Source organism: Agromyces salentinus (genome assembly GCF_009749395.1).
GTDB lineage: Bacteria > Actinomycetota > Actinomycetes > Actinomycetales > Microbacteriaceae > Agromyces > Agromyces salentinus.
Genome location: NZ_WBIR01000006.1, coordinates 186,917 through 212,087, shown reverse-complemented (window position 1 = coordinate 212,087; position 25,171 = coordinate 186,917). Strand labels below are relative to the sequence as shown.

General features: G+C 71.3%; 24 protein-coding genes. 13 read left to right on the top strand and 11 right to left on the bottom strand.

The window, feature by feature from the left end; genetic code table 11:
- Window positions 1–58: 58 nt before the first annotated feature.
- Complete coding sequence (locus GQQ95_RS08145; RefSeq protein ID WP_246205285.1) at window positions 59–664, bottom strand: class I SAM-dependent methyltransferase; 606 nt, start codon at window positions 662–664, stop codon at window positions 59–61.
- A gap of 155 nt (window positions 665–819) precedes the next feature.
- On the opposite strand from GQQ95_RS08145, the gene GQQ95_RS08140 reads away from it, so the two are divergent.
- The gene (locus tag GQQ95_RS08140; RefSeq protein ID WP_157427156.1) at window positions 820–1,932 is read left to right on the top strand and encodes a DUF998 domain-containing protein; all 1,113 of its coding nucleotides are present in this window, start codon (window positions 820–822) and stop codon (window positions 1,930–1,932) included.
- 62 nt (window positions 1,933–1,994) lie between these two features.
- Here GQQ95_RS08140 and GQQ95_RS08135 read toward each other — a convergent pair whose 3' ends face one another.
- Window positions 1,995–2,396 carry an SHOCT domain-containing protein gene (locus GQQ95_RS08135; protein WP_157427155.1) on the bottom strand — a complete coding sequence of 134 codons (402 nt, stop codon included), beginning with the start codon at window positions 2,394–2,396 and terminating at the stop codon, window positions 1,995–1,997.
- 157 nt (window positions 2,397–2,553) lie between these two features.
- Here GQQ95_RS08135 and GQQ95_RS08130 point away from each other — a divergent pair, with 157 nt between their 5' ends.
- The 6 genes from GQQ95_RS08130 to GQQ95_RS08105 all read left to right on the top strand — a co-directional run bounded on the left by GQQ95_RS08130 (window position 2,554) and on the right by GQQ95_RS08105 (window position 7,634).
- On the top strand, window positions 2,554–3,624 hold the full coding sequence (locus tag GQQ95_RS08130) for an AI-2E family transporter (RefSeq protein WP_157427154.1): 1,071 nt from the start codon (window positions 2,554–2,556) through the stop codon (window positions 3,622–3,624).
- Between the two features lie 31 nt (window positions 3,625–3,655).
- Window positions 3,656–4,084: a DUF6325 family protein gene (locus GQQ95_RS08125; RefSeq protein WP_157427153.1), complete on the top strand. Its 429-nt coding sequence runs from the start codon at window positions 3,656–3,658 to the stop codon at window positions 4,082–4,084.
- The gene (locus GQQ95_RS08120) at window positions 4,081–4,458 is read left to right on the top strand and encodes an SHOCT domain-containing protein (RefSeq protein WP_246205283.1); all 378 of its coding nucleotides are present in this window, start codon (window positions 4,081–4,083) and stop codon (window positions 4,456–4,458) included. Before GQQ95_RS08125 ends, GQQ95_RS08120 begins: the two co-directional genes overlap by 4 nt.
- A 129-nt stretch (window positions 4,459–4,587) precedes the next feature.
- Entirely contained in the window at window positions 4,588–5,727 is a 1,140-nt protein-coding gene (locus tag GQQ95_RS08115; RefSeq protein ID WP_157427152.1) for a type III polyketide synthase, read from the top strand.
- Between the two features lie 10 nt (window positions 5,728–5,737).
- Window positions 5,738–6,460, top strand: coding sequence for a methyltransferase domain-containing protein (locus GQQ95_RS08110; protein WP_246205281.1), 723 nt, complete (start codon window positions 5,738–5,740; stop codon window positions 6,458–6,460).
- Window positions 6,453–7,634, top strand: coding sequence for an FAD-dependent oxidoreductase (locus tag GQQ95_RS08105; protein WP_157427151.1), 1,182 nt, complete (start codon window positions 6,453–6,455; stop codon window positions 7,632–7,634). Before GQQ95_RS08110 ends, GQQ95_RS08105 begins: the two co-directional genes overlap by 8 nt.
- Before the next feature lie 42 nt (window positions 7,635–7,676).
- Here the strand turns inward: GQQ95_RS08105 and GQQ95_RS08100 are convergent, their stop codons facing one another.
- The 3 genes from GQQ95_RS08100 to GQQ95_RS08090 form a co-directional block, all read right to left on the bottom strand.
- Entirely contained in the window at window positions 7,677–8,117 is a 441-nt protein-coding gene (locus GQQ95_RS08100) for a nitroreductase family deazaflavin-dependent oxidoreductase (RefSeq protein ID WP_157427150.1), read from the bottom strand.
- A gap of 59 nt (window positions 8,118–8,176) precedes the next feature.
- Window positions 8,177–9,205 carry an LLM class flavin-dependent oxidoreductase gene (locus GQQ95_RS08095; protein ID WP_157427149.1) on the bottom strand — a complete coding sequence of 343 codons (1,029 nt, stop codon included), beginning with the start codon at window positions 9,203–9,205 and terminating at the stop codon, window positions 8,177–8,179.
- A gap of 69 nt (window positions 9,206–9,274) precedes the next feature.
- Entirely contained in the window at window positions 9,275–9,997 is a 723-nt protein-coding gene (locus GQQ95_RS08090) for a YceI family protein (RefSeq protein ID WP_157427148.1), read from the bottom strand.
- A 275-nt stretch (window positions 9,998–10,272) separates the two neighbouring features.
- Between GQQ95_RS08090 and GQQ95_RS08085 the strand changes: the two genes are divergently transcribed.
- Entirely contained in the window at window positions 10,273–12,438 is a 2,166-nt protein-coding gene (locus tag GQQ95_RS08085; protein WP_170297012.1) for an ATP-dependent Clp protease ATP-binding subunit, read from the top strand.
- Window positions 12,439–12,517: 79 nt separating this feature from the next.
- On the opposite strand, the gene GQQ95_RS08080 is transcribed toward GQQ95_RS08085, so the two are convergent.
- Window positions 12,518–13,771 carry an MFS transporter gene (locus GQQ95_RS08080; RefSeq protein WP_246205313.1) on the bottom strand — a complete coding sequence of 418 codons (1,254 nt, stop codon included), beginning with the start codon at window positions 13,769–13,771 and terminating at the stop codon, window positions 12,518–12,520.
- 92 nt (window positions 13,772–13,863) lie between these two features.
- Between GQQ95_RS08080 and GQQ95_RS08075 the strand changes: the two genes are divergently transcribed.
- From GQQ95_RS08075 to GQQ95_RS08065, 3 genes are all read left to right on the top strand, one after another.
- Window positions 13,864–15,444 (top strand): carboxylesterase/lipase family protein, encoded by a 1,581-nt coding sequence (locus GQQ95_RS08075; protein WP_157427146.1) that lies wholly within the window; start codon window positions 13,864–13,866, stop codon window positions 15,442–15,444.
- A gap of 88 nt (window positions 15,445–15,532) precedes the next feature.
- On the top strand, window positions 15,533–16,018 hold the full coding sequence (locus tag GQQ95_RS08070) for an aromatic ring-opening dioxygenase LigA (protein ID WP_157427145.1): 486 nt from the start codon (window positions 15,533–15,535) through the stop codon (window positions 16,016–16,018).
- A 117-nt stretch (window positions 16,019–16,135) separates the two neighbouring features.
- The gene (locus tag GQQ95_RS08065; RefSeq protein ID WP_157427144.1) at window positions 16,136–17,185 is read left to right on the top strand and encodes a zinc-dependent alcohol dehydrogenase family protein; all 1,050 of its coding nucleotides are present in this window, start codon (window positions 16,136–16,138) and stop codon (window positions 17,183–17,185) included.
- 95 nt (window positions 17,186–17,280) lie between these two features.
- Here GQQ95_RS08065 and GQQ95_RS08060 read toward each other — a convergent pair whose 3' ends face one another.
- Complete coding sequence (locus tag GQQ95_RS08060; protein ID WP_157427143.1) at window positions 17,281–17,880, bottom strand: nitroreductase family protein; 600 nt, start codon at window positions 17,878–17,880, stop codon at window positions 17,281–17,283.
- Window positions 17,881–18,113: 233 nt separating this feature from the next.
- Here GQQ95_RS08060 and GQQ95_RS08055 point away from each other — a divergent pair, with 233 nt between their 5' ends.
- Window positions 18,114–19,622 carry an APC family permease gene (locus tag GQQ95_RS08055; protein ID WP_157427142.1) on the top strand — a complete coding sequence of 503 codons (1,509 nt, stop codon included), beginning with the start codon at window positions 18,114–18,116 and terminating at the stop codon, window positions 19,620–19,622.
- 76 nt (window positions 19,623–19,698) lie between these two features.
- Here GQQ95_RS08055 and GQQ95_RS08050 read toward each other — a convergent pair whose 3' ends face one another.
- The 4 genes from GQQ95_RS08050 to GQQ95_RS08035 form a co-directional block, all read right to left on the bottom strand.
- Window positions 19,699–20,784: a threonine aldolase family protein gene (locus tag GQQ95_RS08050; protein WP_246205280.1), complete on the bottom strand. Its 1,086-nt coding sequence runs from the start codon at window positions 20,782–20,784 to the stop codon at window positions 19,699–19,701.
- A 177-nt stretch (window positions 20,785–20,961) separates the two neighbouring features.
- The gene (locus GQQ95_RS08045; RefSeq protein WP_212275348.1) at window positions 20,962–22,806 is read right to left on the bottom strand and encodes an alkaline phosphatase family protein; all 1,845 of its coding nucleotides are present in this window, start codon (window positions 22,804–22,806) and stop codon (window positions 20,962–20,964) included.
- A 205-nt stretch (window positions 22,807–23,011) separates the two neighbouring features.
- Window positions 23,012–24,145: an ABC transporter permease gene (locus GQQ95_RS08040; protein WP_157427141.1), complete on the bottom strand. Its 1,134-nt coding sequence runs from the start codon at window positions 24,143–24,145 to the stop codon at window positions 23,012–23,014.
- A complete protein-coding gene (locus GQQ95_RS08035) occupies window positions 24,142–25,026 on the bottom strand; it encodes an ABC transporter ATP-binding protein (RefSeq protein ID WP_157427140.1) in 885 nt (294 codons plus the stop codon). The genes GQQ95_RS08040 and GQQ95_RS08035 overlap by 4 nt, the downstream gene beginning before the upstream one ends.
- Between GQQ95_RS08035 and GQQ95_RS08030 the strand changes: the two genes are divergently transcribed.
- Entirely contained in the window at window positions 25,025–25,162 is a 138-nt protein-coding gene (locus GQQ95_RS08030; protein WP_157427139.1) for a hypothetical protein, read from the top strand. The genes GQQ95_RS08035 and GQQ95_RS08030 overlap by 2 nt on opposite strands.
- The last annotated feature ends 9 nt before the right edge of the window (window positions 25,163–25,171 follow it).

Sequence of the window (25,171 nt, the reverse complement as noted above, 5' to 3'; positions counted from 1 at the left end):
AGCGGATGCCGCGAGCCGACGTCGACCGAGTGGTCGGCCAGTCGCCGACGACCTCCGGCTACGCGGCGTCCGCCCGCCGGGCGATGATCGCCGCCTGCGGGCGCTCGCCGACGGTCTTCCTGACGTGCGATTCGATGACCTCGAAGCCGGCGGCGACGAGTTCCGCGCTGAGACCGGCCACGGGCCAGCGCTGGGCCGGGATGACCGCGTGGTCGAACCGCTCGACCACGGGACCCTCGAAGAACCCGACGAGCAGCGTGCCGCCCGGACGGAGCGCGCGATGGAACTCCGCCAGCGGGCCGCGGATCGAGCCGGGCTCATGGTGGATGAGCGAGTACCAGGAGAGGATGCCGCCGGCGGCGCCCGGCTCGCACCCGAGCTCTTCGAGGTCGCCCACCTCGAACGGTATGCCCGGGTACTCGGCGCGGGCGCGCTCGATGAACTCGGGCACCAGGTCCACGCCGCGCGCGCTGAGCCCGAGGTCGGCGAGGAACTGCGTCCAGTGGCCCGGACCGCAGCCGGCATCGATCACCGATCCGTCGATGCCGCCCGCCCAGGTCGTGACGAGCTGCCGGTCGGAGGGATGCGCGGCGCTCACCGACCCGAAGAGATCGGTGTACTCCGCCGCCCTGCGGGAGTACGCGCTGCCGACCGTGCCGCTCACGTCGTCGAGTCTAGGGAGGGCCGCCGACGTCGTTCGATGCCGGCCGTCGCCGGCCGTCCGACGCGCCTCTGGGGCCGGCGGCGCCCACGGTGCCATGCTGATCCCGAATCGCCGCGTCCGGCCCTGCCGCCGTGGCCCGAGCTCGGGGAGCAGACGTGACACGAACCACGGCGACAGCAGGACCGACGGCGTCGATCGGACGGGTCGTGCGCAGCCCGGCGGCGAACGTCTCATCGCTCGAGTCCGCGGCGCTCCTCGTCGGAGGCGTCTTCTTCGTGGTCGGCGGCCTGATCGGGTTGATCGTGTTCTGGGGTGCCGACCTGCCGATCTCCGGCATGGGGTCGGTCGGCGAGTTCGCCGCGCTCGGCGGCGGGGTCGCCGCGCTCGTCGCGTTCCTGCTCGGTCGGTATCTCGCCGAGCGCACGCCGAACCCCGAGCTCCGCCGCGAGATCGGGCAGGGGCTGTCGGTTCCCGGCGCTCGCCTGCACTGGTTCGACCTGGCGGCCCTCTCGATCGCCCACGGCGTCATCGCGCTGCTCGGCTGGACCGCGATCTCCGCCGTGCTCGAGCTGAGCTTCCGCGATGCGGTCGTCTTCGCCGTCCCCGCGGCCGTGCTGGGCGGCGTCGCCGTGGCCCTCAGCGCCTACATCAGCTTCCTCTCGTCGGCCCGGATGACGCCGATGCTGCTCTCGCTCGTGCTCGCCGTGTTCCTCGTGGTCGGCGCGTTCGCGAGCATGCTCTCGGCCAGCGACCCGCACTGGTGGAAGGAGAACCTCTCGGCCCTCGGCATGACCAACGACATCTCGGCGCGAGCCTTCAACCTCACCCTGATCATCGCCGGTGCGATCGTCACGATCGTCGCCAGGTACGCGACCGCGACCCTGCCCGCATCCACGCCGCCCGACCGCCGGGGTCGGTCCATCGTGCGCGTGGGCCTGATCCTGATCGGCATCTTCCTGGCGTGCGTCGGCATCTTCCCCGTCGACGAGTTCTTCCTCGTGCACAACACGGTCGCGACGGGCATGACCATCTGCTTCGCGGTGATCGTGATCGGACTGCCCTGGTTCATCCGCACGGTGCCCCGCGTCTTCGTCGTGCTCGGCTACGTCTACGTCGTCGCCATCGTGGTGGTCGCCGTCTTCTTCGCGACCGGGTACTACAACCTGACGGCGGTCGAACTCGTGGCGGCCGTCCTGATCTTCAGCTGGATCATCGTGTTCCTGCGCACCGCGGGTGCCTCGGGTGCCCCCGAGGCGCCGACCGCCTGACCCCGGAGACGACGAGAGGGCCGGATGCGTGGCATCCGGCCCTCTCGTGCTTCGCGCAGCGACTACGCGGTGTGCTTCAGCGCGTGCGCCTTGAGGTGCTCGTACTCGGCCTGCGAGATGGCACCCGAGTCGAGCAGGCCCTTGGCCTTGGCGATCTCGTCGGCGGCGCTCGGCGCGCTGCCGGCCGTCTGGCGGATGTAGTCATCCGTCGCGGCCTGCACCTGCTGGGCCTCGCGCTGCGAGCGCTCGGCCATGCCGCGTCCACGGGCGATCAGGTAGACCAGTGCGGTCAGGAAGGGCACGAAGATCAGGAAGATGATCCAGACGGCCTTCCACCACCCGTTCAGCTTCTGGTCGCGGAACAGGTCGCCGACGATCGAGAAGAGGATCATCAGGTAGGCGATGAAGACGAAGATCCAGAGGAACCACCAGATGATGTCCCAGAAGTTTGACCAGAAGTCCATGTCCGTGTTTTTCCGTTCTCGAGTTTCGCGCCCCCCAAATCGAGCGCCTTCAGCCGAATCTAGTGGTCGCGCGCGCCAATCGTCCAACATTCCGAGGCGTGGGGCCGCGCCGTTCCGGGCATCGCGCTCGCTAGGGTGACTCCCGGGGAGGCATCGCATGTCGCAGATCGTGAACGGGGCAGGACTGTCGATCGGCACCCGCCGGCTGATCGCCATCGCCGCCGCCGTCATCGCGCTCGGGGGAGTCTGGCTGGCACGCGACGTGCTCGGCCCGATCGCGGTCGCCGCGGTCGTCGTCACCATCGCCCACCCGGTGCGGTTCCCGCTCGAACGGCGCGGATGGCCCAAGTGGCTCGCGACGTCGGCCGTCGTGGCGCTGGCCTGGGCGATCCTCGCCGGGCTCGCGGTGCTCCTCGTCGTGGCATCCGCCCAGTTCGTCTCGATGGTGCCCGACTACGCCGACGAACTCGAGCAGACGGCGGCGAACCTCATCGCCTGGGCGGAGTCGACCGGCGTGACGACGGATGCCACGGCGAGCGTCGCCGGCGTGCTCGATCCTGAGCAGCTCGTGGCGATCGCGGGAGACATCGCGAGCGCGGTGCTCGGGCTCGCGACGTCCTTCTTCTTCGTGCTCGCGTACGTCATCTTCATGGCGGCGGATGCCGCGCGCTTCGCCAGGGCGCACCCCGTGTTCGGATCCGCGGCGGGCGACGAGATCGGTGGGCGCTACTTCTCGGGCGTGCGCCGGTACTACGTGGTGAACGCCAGCTTCGGCCTCGTCGTCGCGGTGATCGACGGGCTCATCCTCTGGGGTCTCGGCATCCCGATCCCCCTGGTCTGGGCGATCCTCGCGTTCGTCACCAACTTCATCCCGAACATCGGCTTCGTCATCGGACTCATCCCGCCCGCGGTGCTCGCCCTCGTGGTGGGCGGCTGGCCGCTCGCGCTCGTGGTGGTGCTCGCGTACTGCGTGGTCAACGTGACGCTCCAGGTGCTCGTGCAGCCCAAGTTCGTCAGCGACGCCGTGTCGCTGAGCCTCACCCTCTCGTTCGTCTCGGTGGTCTTCTGGACCCTCGTGATCGGACCGATCGGGGCGATCCTCTCGATCCCCCTCACGCTGCTCGTGCGGGCGCTGTTCCTCGAGCCGGATGAACGCATGGCGACGCTTCGACGTCTCTCGGGGGATTCACCGCCCGAACCTGTGGCGCCGCCCGGCGGGCAGGGATAGTCTGCAGAAACACTGACTGAGGGGGGAACCGATGGCGGATTTCGAGTACGGACCGGTCGATCTGTACCTGATCGGGTTCGAAGGCGACCGGCCCGACGGCCGGACGCTCGAGGCGATCGCGGATCTCGTGGAGAGCGGCGAGATCCGGCTGCTGGACTTCCTGCTGGTCTCGCGCAGCGAGGACGAGGTGACCATCATCGAGTTCGAGGACTTCGGTGGCCAGATCGAGTTCGACGTCGAGGTCCTCGAGGCCGGCCTGGTGGGCGACGAGGACGTCGATGAGCTCGCCGAGCGCATCCCCGTCGGCAGCTCCGCGGCGCTCATCGCGATCGAGCTGGTCTGGGCGAAGAAGCTCGCGTCGCGCTTCGCGGAATCGGGCGCCGAGCTGCTGCAGGTCGAGCGCATTCCCGCGCCGGTCGTGAACGAGATCCTCGCCGAGGTCGAAGGAGCGGAATCATGATGGGAAGACGGATGGGGCGTCCCGGCCTGATCGGGATGGCAGCGCGCACCGCGGTCGTCGCGGGCACGGCCACGGCCGTGAGCGGCGGCGTGCAGCGTCGCCAGCAGGCCAGGTACGACCAGCAGGCCGACGCGCAGGCCTACCAGCAGCAACAGCAGCAGGCGCAGATCGACGCTGCGGCCCAGCAGGCCGCGCAGCAGCAGGCCTACGCGCAGCAGCAGTACCTCCAGCAGACCCCGCCGCCGCCGGCTCCCGCCGCACCGGCCGCCGGCGTCGACATCGTCGCCGAACTGCAGAAGCTCGGCGCGCTCAAGGAGCAGGGCATCCTCAGCGACGAGGAGTTCGCGGCCGCGAAGGCCAAGCTCCTCAGCTGACTCGGCTCCACCGCGAACGCCGGTCGCCCGCGGGCGGCCGGCGTTCCGTGCGTCCCCCGAAGGTGTGAGTCCGCCGAGCGGATGGCGCAAGCCCTGTCGCTGCATCCGCTCGCGCGTCTAGGGTGAGGCATGGCCGTGACGTTGAGGGGTGTCTCGACCGTGGTTCCGTCCACGGTGCTCGTGCAGGAATCGGTACGCGACGTGTTCGCGGCGCAACCCGGCTTGAACCGGCTCGCCCAGCGCATCGTCACGACCTCGTTCAACGTGTCGGGCATCGAGCGCCGGCACACGGTGCTCGAAGAGCTCACGCTCGAACCGCGCGAGGAGCCCGCGGTGTTCTTCGACCAGGCGAGCGGTGAGCTGCTCCTGCCGGGCACCAAGGCCCGCAACGAGATCTATGCGCAGGACGCCACGCGGCTCTACGTCGAGGCCGGGCGGGCGGCGATCGAGGCGACGCCGGGCGTCGAGGCATCCGATGTCACGCACGTCATCACCGTCTCGTGCACCGGGTTCTATGCGCCCGGACCCGACTTCATGGTCGCCCGCGACCTGGGGCTGAACCCCGGCGTCGAGCGCTACCACCTGGGCTTCATGGGCTGCTACGCGTCGATCCCCGCACTGCGGATGGCGCGCCAGCTCTGCCTCGCGGATGCCGCGGCGGTCGTGCTCGTCGTGAGCGTCGAGCTCTGCACGCTGCACCTGCGCTCCTCGAACGACCCGGACACGATCGTGGCGTCGTCGCTCTTCTCCGACGGGGCGGGCGCGGGCATCGTCACCGCACGCGAACTCGAGCCGGGCGAGCGGGCCTTCGACCTCGACCGGTTCGCGACGCGCATCACGCCCGTCGGCGAGAGCGACATGGCGTGGAAGATCGGCGACCACGGGTTCGAGATGGTGCTCTCGAACGCCGTCCCCGCGATCATCGGCGAGCACATCACCGGCGCGCTCGAGCCGCTCTTCGACGGCGACGAGGCATTGACGAAGGCGCTCGCCGAGGACACGTCGAGCGAGGCCATCGAGCACTGGGCGATCCACCCCGGCGGGCGGAGCATCCTCGACAAGGTCGAGGCCCGGCTCGCGCTCACCGAGGCGCAGCTCGTGCCGGCGCGCGAGACGCTCCGCGACTACGGCAACATGTCGAGCGCGACGGTGCTGTTCGTGCTGCGCAACATCCTCGACTCGGATGCCGCCGACGGTGACCGGGTCGCGGCCATGGCCTTCGGTCCGGGCCTGACCGTCGAGTCGGCGCTCATGACGGTCCGCGCCTGAGACGGCGGAGGTGGCGGAGGTGAGGTCGCTGCGGCATCGCGACGACACCCTCGTCGAGCTCATGGACGACCCGCGATGCGACCCGGCCATGCTCGACCGCACGTACGCGCAGTTCGGGCGGGTGAACGCGGTCGTCTCCAACCAGCGGGCGGTCTACCGGCGCTGGATCAGGCCCCGGCTCTCCGCCACGGCGACCCGACGCGTGCTGGATGTCGGCGCCGGCGGCGCCGACGTGCCCCGGGCGCTGCTGCGCTGGGCGCGCGCCGACGGACTGCGACTCGAGGTGGTCGCCATCGACCCCGACCCGCGGGCCTTCGACTGGGCGTCGCGGCAGCCGCCCGTGCCCGGCCTCGTGCTGCGGCGGGCGATGAGCTCGGAACTCGCCGACGCCGGCGAGCGGTTCACGGCTGTCGTCTCCAACCACGTGCTGCACCACCTCGACGGGCGGCAGCTCGGGGCCCTGCTCGCCGACTCCGAGCGGCTCGCGCGAGGCGGTGGCGTCGCCGTGCACGGCGACATCGAGCGCAGTCGGCTCGGGTACCTCGGGTTCGCCCTCGGCACCCTGCCCTTCACCCCGAACCTGCTCGCCGGGTCGTACATCCGCGCCGACGGGCTCACATCGATCCGGCGCAGCCACACGGCCGCGGAGCTCGCGTCGATGCTGCCGGCGGGATGGCGTGTTCGTCGCGGCATCCCCTCGCGGCTCGAGGTCGTCTGGGGCGGCGATGGCTGAGCCAGGATCGCGTGCGGAACCACGGCACGACGTGGTCATCGTCGGCGCCGGAGCCGTCGGACTCCTGCTCGGGTGCCTGCTCGCGCAGCGCGGCATCGACGTCGTGGTGCTCGAACGGCGCGCGGCGCGCACGGGACGCTCGCGCGCGATCGGCATCCACCCGCCTGGGCTGCGTGCGCTCGCCCGTGCGGGCGTCGACGCGGAGGTCCAGGCCCGGGCCGTGCCGATCCACGATGGGCGGGCGACCTGCGAGGGTCGCACCCTCGGCACCATGTCGTTCTCGCGCGCAGGCACCGTGCTCTCCCTGCCGCAGCTCGAGGTCGAGGAGATCCTCGAGCGCCGACTCGAGGGGTTGCGCCCGGGAAGCGTGCGCCGCGGCATCCGCGTGCAGGCCGTCCAGGATCGGGGCGTGGACGTCGAGGTCGACCTGGCCGACGAGGGCGGCGACGAGGTCGGCATCGACGAGGGGCGCGGCGCCCCGCTCACCGCGAGGTACGCGATCGCAGCCGACGGCGTCCGCAGCGGCATCCGCACGAGGCTCGAGATCGGCTGGCGGCCAAGGCGGGGCCGGGCGCACTACGTCATGGGCGACACGCGCGATGACACGGGCGAGCCCTCCTCGGCGCTGCTGCACTTCGAGCCGGCCGGCGTGGTCGAGTCGTTCCCGCTTCCCGGTGGCCTGCGCCGGTGGGTCGTGCGGGTGCGCCGCCCGCCGGCGAAGCTCACCGCCGAGACGCTCGCGGCCCTCATCCGCTCGCGCACCGGAGCCGAGTTCGACGTCGATGCGGCCTGGGAGCCGAGCGCGTTCGAGGCGAGGCAGCACCTCGCCGAGCGGATGGCCGTCGGGCGCCTCGCGCTCGTCGGCGATGCCGCCCACGAGATCAGCCCGATCGGCGGGCAGGGCATGAACCTCGGCTGGCTCGACGCCCTGCACCTCGATCACGAGCTGGCTGCGGCGCTCGCCGTCGGCGCCCCGTTCGAGGCGTTCGAGGTCTACGACCGGGTTCGTCGTGCCGCTGCGCGGCGGGCCGTGCGCCGCGCGGCGTTCAACATGGCGGTGGGTGCGCCCGCCTCCGGCATCCGACTCCGCGTCCGCAATGCGGGCGTGCGGGTACTCGACGTGCCGCCGTTGCGGGCGGTGCTGGCCCGCGCGTTCACGATGCGCGGACTGTGAGGCCGCGCGCTGCGGACGAGGCTGATCGGGCGACGCCGCCGGTCAGAGCACGACGCGCGTGAGCAGGAACACCGGGATCACCCGATCGGTCTTCTCCTGGTAGTTCGCGTAGTCGGGCCAGGCCTCGACCGCGCGCGCCCACCAGGCCTCGCGCTCCTCGCCCTCGAGCTCGCGGGCGACGTAGTCGTGCTTCTCGGCGCCGTCCTGCAGCTCGACGTTCGGGTGGGCGAGCAGGTTCCAGTACCAGACCGGATGCTTCGGGGCGCCGCCGAGCGAGGCGACGACGGCGTACTCCCCGTCGTGCTCGACCCGCATGAGCGCCGTCTTGCGGAGCTTGCCGGACTTGGCGCCCACGGTCGTCAGCACGATCACCGGGCGGCCGCGCAGCGTGTTCGCCGCCGCGCCGTCGCTCGCCTCGTACGCCTCGGCCTGCTTGCGAGCCCAGTCGGCGGTGCTCGGTGCGTATTCGCCTTCGAGTGGCATCCGTGTCTCCTCGTGTTCGTCGACTCCGTCAACGGTAACCCGGGCGGGACGTCGGTGCGTCAGCGCGTGGGCACCCAGCCGAGGCTCGGTGCGACGTGCTCGGCGAAGGCCCGCACGAGCCGCAGGTTGAACTCGACGCCGAGCTGGCTCGGGATCGTCAGCATCAGGGTGTCCGCGGAGCGGATGGCGGCATCGCGCTGCAGTTGCTCGACGAGCCGGTCGGGCGTGTCCGCGTAGGTCTTGCCGAAGGTCGAGCGCATGCCGTCGATGAACCCGACGCCGTCGCCGTCCTGGCGGTCGCCGAAGTACAGCTCGTCCTCGGCCGTCGTGATCGGGAAGATCGAGCGGCTCACGGAGACCCGGGGCTCGCCCGAGTGACCGGCCTCGCGCCACGCCGTGCGGAACGTCTCGATCTGCTGCGCCTGGAGCTCGTCGAACGGCATGCCGCGGTCCTCGGTGAGCAGCGTCGACGACATGAGGTTCACGCCGCGACGCCCGGCCCATTCCGCCGAGTCGCTGTTGCCGGCACCCCACCAGATCCGCGATCGCAGGCCGGGCGAGTGCGGCTCGATGCGCTGCAGGCCCGCTGCGCCGCCGCCGAACGGCGACGAGGCATCCGGTTCGGCGATGCCCTCGCCCTCGACGGCCGACAGGAACCGCTCGAAGTGGTCGCGCGCGATGTCGGCACCGCGTGGATCCTGCGAACCGGTGTAGCCGAAGGCCTCGTAGCCCCGGACGACGGTCTCGGGTGAACCGCGGCTCACCCCGAGCGCCAGCCGCCCGCCCGAGATCAGGTCGACGGCCGCCGCCTCCTCTGCGAGGTGCAGCGGGTTCTCGTAGCGCATGTCGACGACGCCGGTGCCCACCTCGATGCCCGTCGTGCGGGCCGCGATCGCGGCGAGCAGCGGCATCGGCGACGCCTGCTGCTTCGCGAAGTGGTGCACGCGGAAGTACGCCCCGTTGACCCCGAGGTCGTCCATCCCCTGGGCGAGGTCGATCGCCTGGAGCATCGAGTCACCGGCCGAGAGCTCCCGTCCGCGGCCGAGTGGGCCGTAGTGTCCGAAGGAGAGCGTTCCGAAGCGTTGCACGTGAGGTGGAACCGCTCGCGGACCGGGGCTATTCCTGCGCCCGCGTCGCGCCCCGTCGCACCCCGGTCGCTATGCGCGCTCGAGCTCGAGCGAGAACTCGACGAACCCCTCGGGCTCGACCGAGACGAAGCCGAGGTTCGGGGCCTCGACGCCGAAGTCGGCGAACGTGATCGGGATGCTCCCGGCCACCTGGCCGGTCTCGCCGTTCAGCACGGCCTCGAGTTCGACCGTGACGCTGCGCGTGACTCCGGCGAGCGTCAGGTCGCCCGTCGCCTGGATGGTCTGCACCTCGCCGACCGCCGGCTCCTCGCCGCTCACGACGGCCTCGGTGAGCACGAACGTCGCCGTCGGGTTCTCGTCGACGCGCATCGCGGAGTCGCGGAAGTAGTCGTCTCGACTGCCGTTGTCGGTCGCGATCGAGGCCACGTCGACCGTGATCTCGGCCGCGTCGAGGGTCAGTCCGTCGACCGACAGGGTGCCGGTGACCTCGTCGGTGCGGCCGACGACCGTCACGTCGGTGCCGTTCAGCACCTCGTCGACGCGGTAACCCGCGTACGATCCGTCGGCGACGGCCCACGCTCCGCTGAGGTCGGATGCCACGTCGGAGCCGGCGCCCGCCTCCGCGGTCGCGGGCGTGCTCGGGCTCGGGACCGCGGTGACGCTCGGCGCGGCATCCGCTTCGCCGACGATGACGTCGCGGTAGATGATCGGCCCGGCGATCGCGGCCGTGGCGCCGAGCACGAGGACGGCGCCCACGATCGAGGCGGTGATGATCTTCGTGCGCTTCTGCATGGTGTCCCCCGGGAGCGTCGTGGTCGTGCTTCGATCCTCACGCAGAAACGTATGAGCAGGCATGGAATCCACCCGAAGTTCCCCCGTGTGCTTCCCGAGCGGATGCGGATGCGGTATCGGCTCGATGCCGCATCCGCCCGGCCCCGGATCACTGGCGGTCGGGACGGCACGGGGCTAGCGTGAATCGGGGGTCGGCCGATCGGAGGGTCCGGGGAATACCGCCGCCATTCGCAAAGTTGAGTCAAGTACACTCAACTTGAACGAAGGGAGAGCCTGTGGCCAACATGCAGGGCGCGCCGAGCTCGCAGGACGAGCAGAAGTCGGCACTCGAACAGTACGGCGTCAACCTCACCGAGATCGCGAAGGCGGGCAAGCTCGACCCCGTCATCGGCCGGGACGCCGAGATCCGTCGCGTCAGCCAGGTGCTCACGCGACGCACCAAGAACAACCCCGTGCTCATCGGCGAGCCCGGCGTCGGAAAGACCGCGGTCGTGGAGGGGCTCGCGCAGCGCATCGTCGCCGGTGACGTCGCCGAGTCGCTGAAGAACAAGCAGCTCATCTCGCTCGACATCTCCGCGCTCGTCGCCGGCGCCATGTACCGGGGACAGTTCGAGGAGCGCCTGAAGGCCGTCCTCAAGGAGGTCAACGACGCCGAGGGGGAGATCATCACCTTCGTCGACGAGCTCCACCTGCTCATGGGCGCCGGCGGTGGCGAGGGCTCCGTCGCCGCATCCAACATGCTGAAGCCCATGCTCGCGCGCGGCGAACTGCGCCTGATCGGCGCGACGACGCTCGACGAGTACCGCGAGTACATCGAGAAGGACGCCGCGCTCGAGCGGCGCTTCCAGCAGGTCTACGTCGGCGAGCCCTCCGTCGAGGACACCGTCGCGATCCTCCGCGGACTCAAGGGCCGGTACGAGGCCCATCACGGCGTCACGATCACCGACGCCGCGCTCGTCGCCGCGGCATCCCTCTCGAACCGGTACATCACGTCGCGCCAGCTGCCCGACAAGGCGATCGACCTCATCGACGAGGCCATGTCGCGCCTCAAGATGGAGATCGACTCCAGCCCCGTCGAGATCGACCAGCTCAAGCGCGAGGTCGACCGCATGAAGCTCGAGGAGCTCGCGCTCAAGCGCGAGAAGGACGACGCGTCGAAGGAGCGGCTCGCGAAGCTGCGCGAGACCCTCGTCGACAAGGAGCGCGAACTCGTCGTGCTCGAGGAACGCTGGTCGCGCGAGCGGATGTCGCTGAACCGCGTCGGCGACCTCAAGAAGCAGCTCGACGAGGCCATCACGGCGCGCGACCGCGCGATGCGCGAGGCCGACTACGCCACCGCGTCGCGGCTCGAGTACGAGACCATCGCGCGACTGCAGCGCGACCTCGTCGAGGCGGAGCGGGCGGATGCCGCCGGCAACGCCGCCGATGAGCCGCGCATGGTGAACGAGCAGGTCACCGACGAGGACATCGCCGCCGTGATCGCCGCGTGGACCGGCATCCCGGTCGGGCGCCTGCTGCAGGGCGAGACCGAGAAGCTGCTCCACCTCGAGGCGGAGCTCGGCAAGCGCCTCATCGGCCAGAAGCGAGCCGTCGCCTCCGTCGCCGACGCCGTGCGCCGCTCGCGCGCCGGCATCAGCGACCCCAACCGGCCGACGGGCTCGTTCCTGTTCCTCGGCCCCACCGGCGTCGGCAAGACCGAGCTCGCGCGCGCGCTCGCCGAGTTCCTCTTCGACGACGAGCGCGCCATGGTGCGCATCGACATGTCGGAGTACGGCGAGAAATTCTCGGTCTCACGGCTCGTCGGCGCCCCTCCGGGCTACGTCGGCTACGACCAGGGCGGCCAGCTCACCGAGGCCGTGCGGCGCCGTCCGTACTCGGTCGTGCTGTTCGACGAGGTCGAGAAGGCGCACCCCGAGGTCTTCGACGTGCTGCTGCAGGTGCTCGACGACGGGCGCCTGACCGACGGCCAGGGCCGCACGGTCGACTTCCGCAACACCATCCTGATCCTCACCTCGAACCTCGGGTCGCAGTACCTCATCGACCCGACGCTCTCGTGGGAGGACAAGGAGCAGGCGGTCATGCAGACCGTGCGGCAGTCGTTCAAGCCCGAGTTCGTGAACCGGCTCGACGACCTCGTCGTGTTCTCGGCGCTGTCCGAGAGCGAGCTGGCCGAGATCGTGAACCTCTACGTGGATCGGCTCTCGGCCCGGCTCCACGAGCGCCGGCTCGAGCTCGGCGTCACGCCCGACGCCCGGGCCTGGCTCGCCGAGCGGGGCTACGACCCGCTGTACGGTGCCCGGCCGCTGCGCCGGCTCATGCAGCGCGAGATCGACGACCGCCTCGCGCGGGCGCTGCTCGCTGGCGACATCCGCGACGGCGACGCCGTGGTGGTCGGCCTCGATCCCGACCGCGACGGACTGACCATGCAGCGCGCGGACTGAGCACGGGAACGCCCGCCCCGCGGTTCGCGGGGCGGGCGTTCCGTTGCTCGCGCAGGGCGCCGCGCTCGCGCCGCCAGCGTCAGTCGACGGCGGGTTGCGCCTCGACGACGCCGTTCACCGCCGGCGTGATGCGGCGCTCGAGTGCGAGCGCCATGACGCCGATGCCGAGGCAGCAGACGACCATGAGGCCGATGAACACGGCAGGCAGGTCGTTGTCGAGCAGGATGCCGGCCGCGATCGGGCCGGCGATCGCACCGCCCTGGAATGCGGCCGAGTTGATCGCGTTGTAGCGGCCGCGCGTGTGGTCGGAGGCGAGGTCGTTGTAGACGGCCGGAACCGTGGGCTGCAGCAGGGTCTCGCCGAAGGCGAAGACGCCCATGAACGCGATCACGCCGATCGCGGCCGCGAGGGTGTCGGGCACGAGCCCGGTGGCGCCGAGCAGCAGCCACGACACCGCCCAGATGAGCGTCATCACCCACATCACGCGGGTGCGACGCCGCCCCGCGATCCACTTGAGGACCGCGAACTGGAACAGCACGATCACGAGCGTGTTCGCCGCGAAGGCGAAGCCGACCGTGCGCGTGGAGACCTCGGAGATCTGCCGCGCGAACGCCGGGAAGCCGGCTTCCATCTGGCCGTAGCCGACGAACATCGCGACGAACGTGAGCAGGCTCACCCAGATGACGGCCGGGCGACGGAGGATCTGGCGGTAGCCGCCGTGTTCCGCATCGGCGGCCGACGGCTCCGACTGCGTGCGCACGCGGCGGAGCGGCCCGAGGAGCAGTGCCATCGGGATCAGGCTGCTCGCCGCGTCGACGAGGAAGATCACCGTGAAGGTCTGCGGCTCCGCGACGTCGACGTAGAAGCCGCCGATGATGCCGCCCACGCCGATGCCGAGGTTCAGCAGGGCGAAGTTGATGCCGAAGTACTGCTGGCGCAGGTCGCCCGTGACCACGCTCGCGATGAGCGCGTTGAAGCCGGGCCAGGAGACGCCGAAGTTGACGCCCATGAGGATGAGCCCGGCTGCGGCGACCGCAGGATGCGTCGCGAACGCGAGCAGCGTGCAGCCGAGGATCATGCACACGAGACCGACGATCAGCACCTGCCGCGCTCCGAAGCGGTCGATGAGGCTGCCGCCGGGCCCCGTGACGATGAGCCCGACGACCGCGATGAGACCCATGAGCGTGCCGGACAGCGCCAGGTCGAACCCGCGCACCTCGTGCAGGTAGATGATCGTGAAGGGCAGCGTCAGGCCGCGGCCGAGCGTCTGGATGGCGACCGTCGACAGCAGCCACCGGCCCTCGGTCGGCAGGGCGCGCCAGAAGTCTCGCATTCCACTCACCAGAGCATCCTTCCGCATGCCGCCGACATCCGCGGCGCTCGAGTGGGCACCGGGCGTTCACCCTCGCCGGGTAGGCTCCCCGCATGCTCGTGGGGGGTGGGGTCCGCGCCGACGGGCTGGTCGTCGAGACCGACGCCGGCCCCGTCCGCGGCGTGCGCGAGCGCGGCATCCGGGCCTGGCGGGGCATCCCGTACGCGGCGGCGCCCACCGGACCGCTCCGGTTCCTCGCGCCCAGGCCGGTCGCCGGCTGGAGCGAGGTCCGCGACGCCGGGCGCTTCGGACCCGTCGCGCCGCAGAACCGCCACGGCCAGTTCATCGGCGCCGCATCGCACCTGCCCCGCAGCGAGGACTGCCTGAGCGTCAATGTCGTCGCCCCCGATCGAGCGGATGCCGCGCCCGGCCACTCCCCGGCACCCGGAGGGCTTCCCGTCATGGTCTTCATCCACGGCGGGGCCTACAGCGTCGGCTCCTCGCGCGAGTTCCCGCGGCAGGGCGAGCGCCTCGTGCGACGGCACGGCGTGCTCTACGTGAGCCTGAACTACCGCCTCGGGGCGCTCGGGTGGCTCGACTTCCGGGCGTACGCCGGGCCGGGGCATCCGTTCGACGTGAATGTCGCGCTCCGCGACCAGGTCGCCGCACTCGAGTGGGTGCGGCGCAACATCGCGGCGTTCGGCGGCGACCCCGATCGGGTCACGCTCTTCGGGGAATCGGCCGGCGCCAACTCGGTGACCACGCTGATGGCCGTCCCGAGCGCCGAGGGGCTGTTCGCGCGGGCGATCGCGCAGAGCTCGCCCGCGAACGCCGTCTACCTGCCCGAGGTCGCCGCGACCTGGGCGGGCGAGTACGTCTCGATCCTCAGCCGCCTGGTCGACGACGACGACCTCGAGAGCGAGAGCCCCGAGGATGCCGCCGCGATGCTGCGCGCCGCGGACCCGGCCGTGCTCGCCAGGGCGACGACCGAGCTGACCGTGCGCACGCCCGACGAGAACCCGGGCACGATCAGCCTCGCGCCGGTGATCGACGGCGAGTTCCTGCCGTGGCGCCCCCTCGATGCCTTCCGCGACGGCACGGCGCACCGCGTGCCGCTCATCGTCGGCACGAACGACCGCGAGGGGTCGCTGTTCGAGGGGCGCATCGACATCCTGCCGACGACGAAGCCGCGCATCAGGGCGATCTTCGCCAACACGCGCAAGAAGTCGCGCAAGGCGATCAAGCGGCAGTACCCCGGCCTGCCCGAGCGGCGGCCCGCGGCCGACTTCGGCGGCGACTTCACGTTCTGGTACCCGAGCGTCAAGGCGGCCGAGCGGCACTCCCGGTACGCGCCCACGTGGTCGTACCGCTTCGACGCGGCGCCGCGCACGGCCAGGCTCCTCGGCCTCGACGCGACGCACGGGCTCGAGCTGTTCGCCCTCTTCGAGAAGTTCGGCACGCCGGTCGGCACGGCGCTCACCATGCTCGGCGGGCGGCGCATGTTCCGCTCCGTCGGGCGGCGGATGCAGGCGCACTGGGTCGCGCTCGCGGCATCCGGCGCCCCTCTTGAGAGCTGGCCGGGGTATGACGAGCGGATGCGGCGCACGCTGATCTTCGACGCCGAGGACCGGGTCGAGGTGGACCCGCGCCGCGAGAAGCGGCTCGCGTGGCAGGAGTTCGTGCCGCACGTGTGAGGGCGCAGCCGAATCGGTCTTGCGGGAAAGCATGGTGCCCCGGCGCCACCGGTCGCTACGCTCGGGGTACGAGGGCGAGGGGGACGTCATGTCGGATTCACTGGTCGAGCCTGGGGCGGTCGTGCTGACCCGCGGACAGGATCGAGGGCTGCGCCTCATCGGGCTCGCGGGCATCGTCGGCGGCGCGCTGCTCATGATCGTCGCGGTCATCGCGTGGATGGCGGTCTCGTCGCAGTTGCGCGCCGAGAACATCACCATCTCCGACGATGCGCCGATCCTGGCCGGAGAGCAGGTCGACGGTCCGATCGACGCCTTCGTCCAGGCGAGCGTCATCAACACGCATGCGCTCGAGATGGCCGACGGCAAGACGTACGCCGAGCTCGACATGGACGACCCGGTGCGCGCGACCGTCATGGACGCGTCGTTCCTGCGCGCGTCGCTGTTCACGTCGGTCGTGTCGTTCGGCGTCGCGCTGTTCGCCGCGGGCGTCGGCGTGATCTTCATCCTGTTCGGCTGGGCGATCCGCATCATGGTGCCGGCGCTCGGCAAGGCGCAACCGGTCCTGCGGCGCTGAGGCGCTGGCGGGGCTGCGCGTCCCCGAACCCGGCCGCGTGGTGCCGCCGAACCCGGCCGCGCGGTCCTGCCGAACCGGGCCTTCGCTCGGCGGAGGGCCCGGCGTAGGCTCGTGCACATGCTTGCCACCGTGATCCACGCTGCCCGCGACATCCGTGTCGAGACCGTGCCCGACCCCGAGCTGTCGACCGGAGGCGACGCCATCGTCCGCGTGGTCGCGGCCTGCGTCTGCGGCTCCGACCTCTGGCCGTACCGCGGGGTGACCCCCACCGAGGAGCCGCACCGCATCGGCCACGAGTTCGTCGGCGTCGTCGAGGCCGTCGGCGACGACGTGTCGCTCATCGAGGTCGGCGACTTCGTGATCGCCCCGTTCTACGTGTGCGACAACACGTGCGTGAACTGCCGCAACGGCGTCAGCACCTCGTGCCTGAACGGCGGTTGGTGGGGCAGCGACGACCGCCTCGGCGGATTCGCGGATGCCGGGCAGGGCGAGCGCGTGCGCGTGCCGCTCGCCGACGGCACGCTCGTGCCGGTGCGCCAGGAGGTCACCGACGAGATGGTGCCCGGTCTGCTCACGCTGAGCGACGTCATGGGCACCGGACACCACGCGGCCGTGTCGGCCGGCGTGCAAGCGGGCGAGTCGGTCGTCGTCGTGGGCGACGGCGCGGTCGGCCTCTGCGCGGTCATCGCGGCGAAGCGGCTCGGGGCCACGACGATCATCGCGATGTCGCGGCACCGCGACCGGCAGGAGCTCGCCCGCGCATTCGGTGCGACCCACATCGTCGCCGACCGCGGCGACGAGGGCGTGCTCGCCGTGAAGCAGCTCACGGGCGGCATCGGCGCCGACCGCGTGCTCGAGTGCGTCGGCACGAAGGAGTCGATGGACCAGGCCATCCGCTCGACGCGCCCCGGCGGCATGGTGGGCTACGTCGGCGTGCCGAACGGCGGGCCCGAGCTCCCCGTGCGCCCGCTCTTCAACCGCAACGTCGGCGTCAACGGCGGCGTCGCTCCCGTGCGCGGCTACATCGAGGAGCTGCTGCCCGACGTGCTCTCGGGGGCGATCGAGCCCGGCCGGGTCTTCGACCTGACGCTGCCGCTCGCCGAGGCGGCCGAGGCCTACGCCGCCATGGACGAGCGCCGCGCCGTGAAGGTCATGCTGCGGCCGTAGCCGGCGCCACGACGAACGCGAGCGGATGCCGCAGGCCGAGGCCGCGGCATCCGCTCGCGTTCAGTCGGAGGGTCGCGCGCCGGCGGACCCGAGGGTCACTCGCCGGCGGGCACCAGCACGAGCTCGTCGAGCGACTTGCGCTCGCGGGGTGCGACCTCGCGCTCGCGGAGCACGTCGGGCAGCGCGTCGACGTCGCCGAGCACGCCGATCGTCGTGATCGAGACGATCTCGAGGTTGTCGGCGAGGCCGAACGCGTCGTGGAGCCTCGCGGCGTCGAAGCCGCCCATCTGGTGGGTGTGCAGGCCCTCGTGCTGCGCCTGCACCGTGAGGTGGGCGACGGCCTGGCCGAGGTCGTAGCGCGCCCACGGACGAGGCGCGCCCGCGGCATCCGCGATCTCGGCGATGTTGATGACGAGCGCGGCGGCGGAGTCCGCCCAGACCTGGTTGAAGCCGGCCATCGCGTCGTGCGCGGTCGTGAAGGCGGCCGTGCCGCGGCGCGCGACGATGAAGCGCCACGGCTGCGAGTTGTTGGCCGACGGGGCCCAACGGGCCGCCTCGAGGACGGTGCGCAGGGCCTCCTCGTCGACGACGGCGTTCGGGTCGAACGCGCGGGGGCTCCAGCGATCGACCAGGGGGTCGATGAGCCGGGCGGTGGTGTCGGCCTTGCGGGAGGTGAGATCGGTGACGAGCGTCATGGTGCGACAGCTTTCGGATGGAGCGGATGAGGGCCGGGGCGCCGTCGTCCCGTTCCATTACAACGCATGGGCCTGTGTGGCATTCCCAGAGTGTCTCCTCATGACGGCGATTCCGTACGGATCGGATGGTCGTCGCCGCGACCGGCCGGCGATGCTGCGCCGTACGGTGGATGCATCGCCACCGTCGGCCCGTCGACGGGCGATGCCCAGCACTCGACGGCGAGAAGGAACCCATGACCACTCCGACCACCGGCGCGCCCGTGACCGACCCGACGCCGACCAAGGGCCTCGCCATCGGGAAGCTCACCCTGTGGGGTTCGACGGTCATCGGCGTCGCCTCGACCGCGCCGCTGTTCTCCCTGGCCGCGACCCTCGGCTACGTGATCATCGCGGTCGGTGCGCAGGCCCCGGTCGCGTTCATCCTCGCGTTCGTCCCGATGCTGTTCACGGCCTTCGCCTACCGCGAGCTCAACAACGACGTGCCCGACTGCGGCACCGTCTTCACCTGGGCGGCGAAGGCCTTCGGGCCCCGCACCGGATGGATGGCGGGCTGGAGCATCGCGGTCGCCGGTGTCCTCGTCATGGCGAACCTCGCGGAGATCGCCTCGATCTACCTGCTGAGCCTGATCGGCGACGGCTCGCTCGCCGAAAATCGGGCCATCGTCACCGTGTTCGGATGCCTCATCATCGCCGCAATGACCTGGGTGTCGCTGCGCGGCGTCGAGATCGGCGAGCGCATGCAGCAGGTGCTGCTCGCGATCCAGTACCTCGCCATGGCCGCCTTCGTCGTCGGATGCCTCATCGGCTACTTCAGCGGCAACGCCCCCGACCCGACCGCCGTCTCGCTCGACTGGTTCAACCCGTTCCTCGCCGACGGCACCGGCATGGTGCAGGCCATCCTGCTCGCGCTCTTCATCTATTGGGGCTGGGACACGTGCCTGGCCCTGACCGAGGAGACGAAGGACCCGCGCCGTACGCCCGGACGTGCGGCGACCCTCAGCACGCTCATCCTGCTCGTCACCTACGTCGGCGTGACCGTCGTGGCGATGATGTACGCGGGCCTCGGCGACACCGGCACGGGACTCGCGAACGAGGCGCATGCCGACGACGTCTTCTCCGGCCTGGCCGGCATGGCGATGGGGCCGCTCGGATGGTTCCTCGTGATCGCCGTCGCGATCTCGGCGCTCTCCTCGTCGCAGACGACGATCCTGCCGACCGCCCGCGGCACGTTCGCCATGGGCGTCTACAAGGCGCTGCCGGCCCGCTTCGCCAACGTGCACGCCGTCTCGAAGACGCCGACCTTCTCGACCCTGCTCATCGGCGTCGTCGCGATCGCCTACTACGCGGGCATGAACTTCGTCTCGACGAGCGTGCTCGCCGACTCGGTGCTCTCGATCGGCCTCGCGATCGCGTTCTTCTACGGCATCGCGAGCTTCGCGTGCATCTGGTACTTCCGCCGCACCCTCTTCGACAACTGGCGCAACGCGTTCTACCGCTTCGTCTTCCCGCTCCTCGGCGGCATCTTCATGGCCTGGGCGTTCGTGCAGTCGGCGATCGACATGGCGAACCCCGACTACGGGTACTCGCAGCTCGCGGGCGTCGGCAGCGCGTTCCTCATCGGCGTGGGCTCGCTCGTGCTCGGCGTCGTGCTGATGTTCGTCTGGGCCCTGTTCCCGGCCTCGCGAGACTACTTCGAGAAGCGCTCGCTCAACCGCGACACCGAGGTGCTCGCGCCCGAGTAGGCGGCCTGAGGCCTGAGGCCTGAGGCCTGAGGCCTGAGCGCCCGACGTCCGACGGCGCGGCGCGTTCGGGCGCAGCTCAGTCCCGGGCGAGTTCCTCGCGGATACCGGCGACGAAGGCGTCGATGTCGGCCTCGCTCGTGTCGAACGAGCACATCCAGCGCACCTCGCCCTTCGCGGCATCCCAGTCGTAGAACTTGAAGCCGCGCTCGCGGAGGCGGTCGGCGACGCCGGCGGGCAGTACGGCGAAGACGCCGTTGGACTGCGTGGGCTGGCTGAAGCCGAGGCCGGGCAGCTCGCCCGCGGCGATGCCGGCGTCGAGCGACTCGCGGAGGCGCGTGGCCATGGCGTTCGCGTGCGACGCGCTCCGGAGCCAGAGGTCGCCGTCGAGGAGGGCGAGGAGCTGGGCCGAGACGAAGCGCATCTTCGAGGACAGCTGCATGTTCAGCTTGCGGAGGTACTTCAGGCCGTCGGATGCCGAGGGGTTCAGCACGACGATCGCCTCGGCGCCGATCGCGCCGTTCTTGGTGCCGCCGAAGCTCAGCACGTCGACGCCGGCGTCGCGCGTGAACGCCCGAAGCGGCAGGTCGAGCGATGCGGCGGCGTTGGCGAGGCGCGCGCCGTCCATGTGCAGCAGCATGCCGTGGTCGTGCGCGTGGTCGGCGATCGCGCGCACCTCGTCGGGCGTGTACAGCGTGCCGAGCTCGCTCGTCTGCGTGATGGACACGACGAGCGGCTGCGCGCGATGCTCGTCGCCCCAGCCCCACGCCTCCTCGTCGATGAGCTCGGGGGTGAGCTTGCCGTCGGGTGCGACGACGGTGAGCAGCTTCATGCCGCCGACGCGCTCGGGCGCACCGCCCTCGTCGGAGTTGATGTGCGCGGTCTTCGCCGAGATGACGGCACCCCAGCGCGGCAGCATCGACTGGAGGGCGGTGACGTTCGCGCCGGTGCCGTTGAAGACCGGGAACGCCTCGACGCCCTCGCCGAAGTGCTGCGCGAAGACCTGCTGCAGGCGATCGGTGTAGGCGTCCTCACCGTAGGCGACCTGGTGTCCGCCGTTGGCCGCGGCGATCGCGGCGAGCACCTCGGGGTGCACGCCGGAGTAGTTGTCGGAGGCGAAACCACGGATGGTGGTGTCGTGGAGGGGGGAGGGCTCGTGGGTCACCGAACCATCCTGCCACCCGGCGCCTGATCGCATCATGACGGGGGCGCACCGAACCGGCGCCGGCGAGCGGCGGACGCACGGATGCCGCGACCGCCGCCGGTTCGCACACGCGACGCGCACGGATGCCCCGGGGCGCCGGCCCCGGGGCATCCGCTCGGCTCTGCGCCGACGCGATCGTCAGCGGGCGGATGCCGCCGCGTAGACGGCCTCGAAGGACCGGGTCACGGCCGTGCCCTCGACGACGCCGGTCGCCTGCACGGCGACCGTGCCGGCCGGCACGCTCGCGGCACGAGTGACGAACGAGTGCACGGCGTTCCTGCCCGGCGCGACATCCGTGAACGTCTTCGTGCCGTAGGCCGTGCTGAACGCGAGCGTCACGGGCACGGCCGACTCGTTCGTCGCCTTCACGGTGACGGTCACCTTGCCGCCGAGCACGCGCGTGCCGGCGACGACCGCGACGTCGAGGGTCGGCGCGGGGGCGTCGGCCTGCTCGAGCGCGACGCGGTCGATGGTCCAGAACGCGCTGTTCTGGCCGGTGTAGCGGAAGCGGAACTGCGCGGTCGTCGCGCCCGCCGGCACGTCCAGCACGAGTCGTTCGTTCCGGTTCGCGTTGGCCGTGTAGGCCTTCACCGGCACCGCGGCGGCGCCGTCGAAGCTCACCGAGACCTCGGCCGTCTGCGGGCCGTCGATGAAGTAGTTCGTCGCGTAGACGAGGGTGGCCGTGGCGGCGCCCGTCAGCGGGTACTCGGGGCTCACGAGCGTCGAGTCGAACTGGCCGGCGGCGTGCGCCTTGTCGTCCCACTCGTCGGAGTCGGCGACGGCGAAGACGTCACGGTTGCGGACGCTCGTCTCGCGGCGCTGGCCGAGCTCGACGTTGGTCCAGAACTCGTCGGTCGCGAACGACCATCCCTGCCACTCCGTCACGCCGCCGGTGGGCATCCGCGAGTTGTCGATGCTCCAGCCCTCGGGGGTCGTACGGGTCCAGCCGAGGACGTCGGCGGCCGGCCGGGTCTCGTCGACGCGCGTCTGGAGCAACGGCCGTAGCGCGTCGAAGTCGTCGGGCCGCAGGTCGCCGACCGGGCTGCCGTCGAGGTCCCAGGCCGGGTCGATCGTCACGCCGGCTGCGGCGATCACGGTGGGCGCGATGTCGACGAGCTTCACGTCGTGCCGCACGGATCCGGCGGGGATGCCCGCTCCCGAGGCGATCACGAACGTCTTCCGCTCGGCGGGCGTGCTGCCGCCGTGGCCGCCGGTCGGCGTGTGGCCGTGGTCGGCGGTGACGACGACGAGCCAGTCCTCCTGGGCGCGCGTGGCCCTGGACTCCACGGCGGCCAGGATGCGCCCGACCTGCTGGTCGGCTCGGGCGAGCGCCTGGCCGTAGGCGGCGCCGTTCGTCCCGACCGAGTGACCGGCCCCGTCGACCTCGTCGAGGTGCACGAAGACGTCGTCGGGGTCGCCGGTCGAGATGGCCTCGACCGCTCGCGCGGTGGTTCCCTCGTCGTTGCCGCCGGCGACGCGCAGGTCGACGCCGGCACCGAAGATCGTCTGGGGGATGGGCGACCAGGTGCCGACGACGTACGTGTCGCGTTCGGGGCTGGCCGCCTCGATGCGGCTGAGGTAGTCGGGGTACTCGGCATACGCCGGGCTGCTGAAGGAGTTGTCGGTCACCCGATGCTTGTCGGGCCAGACGCCGGTCGCGATCGTGGACCATCCCGGGCCCGAGACCGTGCCGGCCATCGGCGAGCCGTACAGGTTGCTCGCCGAGGTGACCCCCGCGGCGCGGAGCGCATCGAGGTTCGGCATGTCGGCCGGCGCGAGGAAGTCGAACGAGGCGCCGTCGATGCCGATCACGAGCGTCTTCGCGGCGCGGTCGTCGGTGACGGATGCCGCTTGCGCGGCGGATGCCGCGGGCACGGCGGATGCCGCGGGCGCCGCCGCATTCGCGGTGACGGGCGCGGAGACGAGCAGGGCGCTCAGCGCGACGGTGGAGGCGGCGAGGACGCCGCGTTTCGTCGAGGGCATGGATGGGCTCCAGAGCTTGGCGTTCGTCCGCGCGGTCGCACGGACCCAGCCAGTCTCACGGCCGCACCGTGCCGGCCGGGTTCGCTCCGGATGGGCGCCCGGTGAACTCGGGGCGGCCAAATGCCCGAGTTGTCCGCACAAGGCCGGCGGACGCAGGGATGCCCCGGGGCGCCGGCCCCGGGGCATCCGCCCTGCTCGTCGCGTCTCAGCCGCGCAGCGCGTCGCCGAGCTTCACGCGCGGGCCCGTCTTCAGGAGCGAGTTGCGGTACATGCGCTCGCCGACGAGGACGGCGGCCGCGGTCGTCGCGACCAAGATCAGCAGCGAGAGGATCGGCTCCCACCACTCGGCCGTGCCGAGGAAGACCCGCATCGGCATGCCGACCGGGGACGAGAACGGCACGTAGCTCATGATCGCCAGCACGGTCGGGTTGTCGTTGAAGAAGATGATGAGGATGTACGGGATCATCACGAGCATCGTGACGGGCGTGGTCACCGAGCCGACGTCCTCGGCCCGCGACACGAGCGCGGAGGATGCCGCGAACAGCGCCGCGAGCATCACGAACCCGACCGCGAAGAACACCACGAACCAGATCACCGACGGGCCGACGCCGCCGAGCAGCACCCGCTGGCCCGTGAGCATGAGCCCGAGGAGGGCGAGGACCGCGATCGCCAGGATCTGCCCGAAGGCGAGCACGCTGTTGCCGACCACCTTGCCGGTCAGCAGCGCGCGGGCCGAGACCGTGGAGAGGAGGATCTCGACCACGCGGGTCTGCTTCTCCTCGACGACCGACTGCGAGATCGTCGACCCGAACGTGATCGCCGACATGAAGAACACGATGCCGAAGCCGAAGGCGACGAGGTACGCCAGGCCGGGGTCCACCGCGGCCGGCTCCAGCAGCTCCACGGTCGGGTAGACCGCGAGTGCCTGCATCACGTTGGACGGCGTCTCGTCGAGCCCCACGACGACGACGCCGAGCGGGTCGGATGCCGCGGGCACGATGATCGCGTCGACCTCGCCGTCGCGCAGCAGCTGCTCGCCCGCGGCCTGGTCGTCGACCGGAACCGCCTCGAGTGCGTCGTTGCCGTCGACGACGGATGCCGCGCCGCCGACCACGGCGACCTTCGCGGCCTCCGACTGGCCGCCGAAGAGCGAGCCGAGCACGACGGAGGCGAGCACCGCGAGCATGAGGATGCCCGTCGAGATGAGGAACGCCTTGCTGCGCAGGCGCATCGAGACCTCACGGCCGGCGATGAGGCTCACGCTGTCGATGAACCTGGGCGTGCCCGGCCGCGCCGCGGCCCCGCTCGGGGTGCGGGTTCCGGTGTCCTGCGTGCTCATCGCACGACCTCTTTGAAGATCTGGGCGAGCGAGGTGCGCTCGCGAGCGAAGCTGGTGAGGCCGCCGCGGGCGACGGCCTCGGCGAGGACCGCCTCGCGCGCGGCATCCGACTCGGCCTCGAACACGGCCCAGCCGCCGTCGAACTCGACGACGCGGATGCCGGGCTGCTGCCGCAGCCAGCCGGCGTCGCCGTTCGCGAGCAGCTCCCACCGGTCGGTGGCGTGCTGGGCGCGCAGGCTGTCGCGCGTTCCCGACGCGACGATGCGCCCGCCCGCGATGATGACGAGGTCGTCGCAGAGGCGCTCGACGATGTCGAGCTGGTGCGAGGAGAAGAGCACGGGCGTCCCGGATGCCGCGGCATCCGCGAGCACGGCCTGCACCGTCTCCACCGCCATGGGGTCCAGGCCGGAGAACGGCTCGTCGAGCACGAGCAGCTCGGGCCGGTGCACGAGCGCGGCGGCGATCTGCGCGCGCTGCTGGTTGCCGAGCGAGAGCGACTCGATCGTGTCGTCGAGCCGCTCGCCGAGTCCGAGCCGCTCGAGCAGGTCGAGCGCGTTGCGCCTGGCCGCCTCGGCAGACCAGCCGTGCAGGCGGGCGAGGTAGACGGTCTGCTCGAGCACCTTCATCTTCGGGTAGAGCCCGCGCTCCTCCGGCATGTAGCCGAAGCGGCGCCGGTCGACGGAGGTGAGGGGGGCGCCGTCGATGGCGACCGTGCCCCCGTCGGAGGAGAGCACGCCGAGGACGATGCGCATGGTCGTGGTCTTGCCGGCGCCGTTGCCGCCGACGAAGCCCGTGAGGCGACCGTCGCCGACGGTGAAGCTGACGTGGTCGAGGGCCAGGCGCTCGCCATAGCGTTTGGTGACATCGGAGAGTTCGAGCATGCCCTCACGCTACGGATGCCGCGTGCACGCGGCATCCCCCGTGCGGAGGGTCGTGGGGCCGTTCGCCGACCGCGGACTCCGCCTCGCGGCGGAGGGGTTCCGGATGTCGGAGGCGCTCGTTACCCTCGCAGGGTGAGCGATCGGG

Excerpts from the sequence above, each read along its gene's own strand:
- GQQ95_RS08135 (WP_157427155.1), bottom strand. The coding sequence starts at position 2,396 with ATGGACTTCTGGTCAAACTTCTGGGACATCATCTGGTGGTTCCTCTGG.
- GQQ95_RS08130 (WP_157427154.1), top strand. The coding sequence starts at position 2,554 with ATGTCGCAGATCGTGAACGGGGCAGGACTGTCGATCGGCACCCGCCGG.
- GQQ95_RS08125 (WP_157427153.1), top strand. The coding sequence starts at position 3,656 with ATGGCGGATTTCGAGTACGGACCGGTCGATCTGTACCTGATCGGGTTC.
- GQQ95_RS08120 (WP_246205283.1), top strand. The coding sequence starts at position 4,081 with ATGATGGGAAGACGGATGGGGCGTCCCGGCCTGATCGGGATGGCAGCG.
- GQQ95_RS08115 (WP_157427152.1), top strand. The coding sequence starts at position 4,588 with ATGGCCGTGACGTTGAGGGGTGTCTCGACCGTGGTTCCGTCCACGGTG.
- GQQ95_RS08105 (WP_157427151.1), top strand. The coding sequence starts at position 6,453 with ATGGCTGAGCCAGGATCGCGTGCGGAACCACGGCACGACGTGGTCATC.
- GQQ95_RS08100 (WP_157427150.1), bottom strand. The coding sequence starts at position 8,117 with ATGCCACTCGAAGGCGAATACGCACCGAGCACCGCCGACTGGGCTCGC.
- GQQ95_RS08090 (WP_157427148.1), bottom strand. The coding sequence starts at position 9,997 with ATGCAGAAGCGCACGAAGATCATCACCGCCTCGATCGTGGGCGCCGTC.
- GQQ95_RS08080 (WP_246205313.1), bottom strand. The coding sequence starts at position 13,771 with ATGCGAGACTTCTGGCGCGCCCTGCCGACCGAGGGCCGGTGGCTGCTG.
- GQQ95_RS08075 (WP_157427146.1), top strand. The coding sequence starts at position 13,864 with ATGCTCGTGGGGGGTGGGGTCCGCGCCGACGGGCTGGTCGTCGAGACC.
- GQQ95_RS08070 (WP_157427145.1), top strand. The coding sequence starts at position 15,533 with ATGTCGGATTCACTGGTCGAGCCTGGGGCGGTCGTGCTGACCCGCGGA.
- GQQ95_RS08065 (WP_157427144.1), top strand. The coding sequence starts at position 16,136 with ATGCTTGCCACCGTGATCCACGCTGCCCGCGACATCCGTGTCGAGACC.
- GQQ95_RS08060 (WP_157427143.1), bottom strand. The coding sequence starts at position 17,880 with ATGACGCTCGTCACCGATCTCACCTCCCGCAAGGCCGACACCACCGCC.
- GQQ95_RS08055 (WP_157427142.1), top strand. The coding sequence starts at position 18,114 with ATGACCACTCCGACCACCGGCGCGCCCGTGACCGACCCGACGCCGACC.
- GQQ95_RS08045 (WP_212275348.1), bottom strand. The coding sequence starts at position 22,806 with ATGCCCTCGACGAAACGCGGCGTCCTCGCCGCCTCCACCGTCGCGCTG.
- GQQ95_RS08040 (WP_157427141.1), bottom strand. The coding sequence starts at position 24,145 with ATGAGCACGCAGGACACCGGAACCCGCACCCCGAGCGGGGCCGCGGCG.
- GQQ95_RS08030 (WP_157427139.1), top strand. The coding sequence starts at position 25,025 with ATGCCCTCACGCTACGGATGCCGCGTGCACGCGGCATCCCCCGTGCGG.
- GQQ95_RS08035 (WP_157427140.1), bottom strand. The coding sequence starts at position 25,026 with ATGCTCGAACTCTCCGATGTCACCAAACGCTATGGCGAGCGCCTGGCC.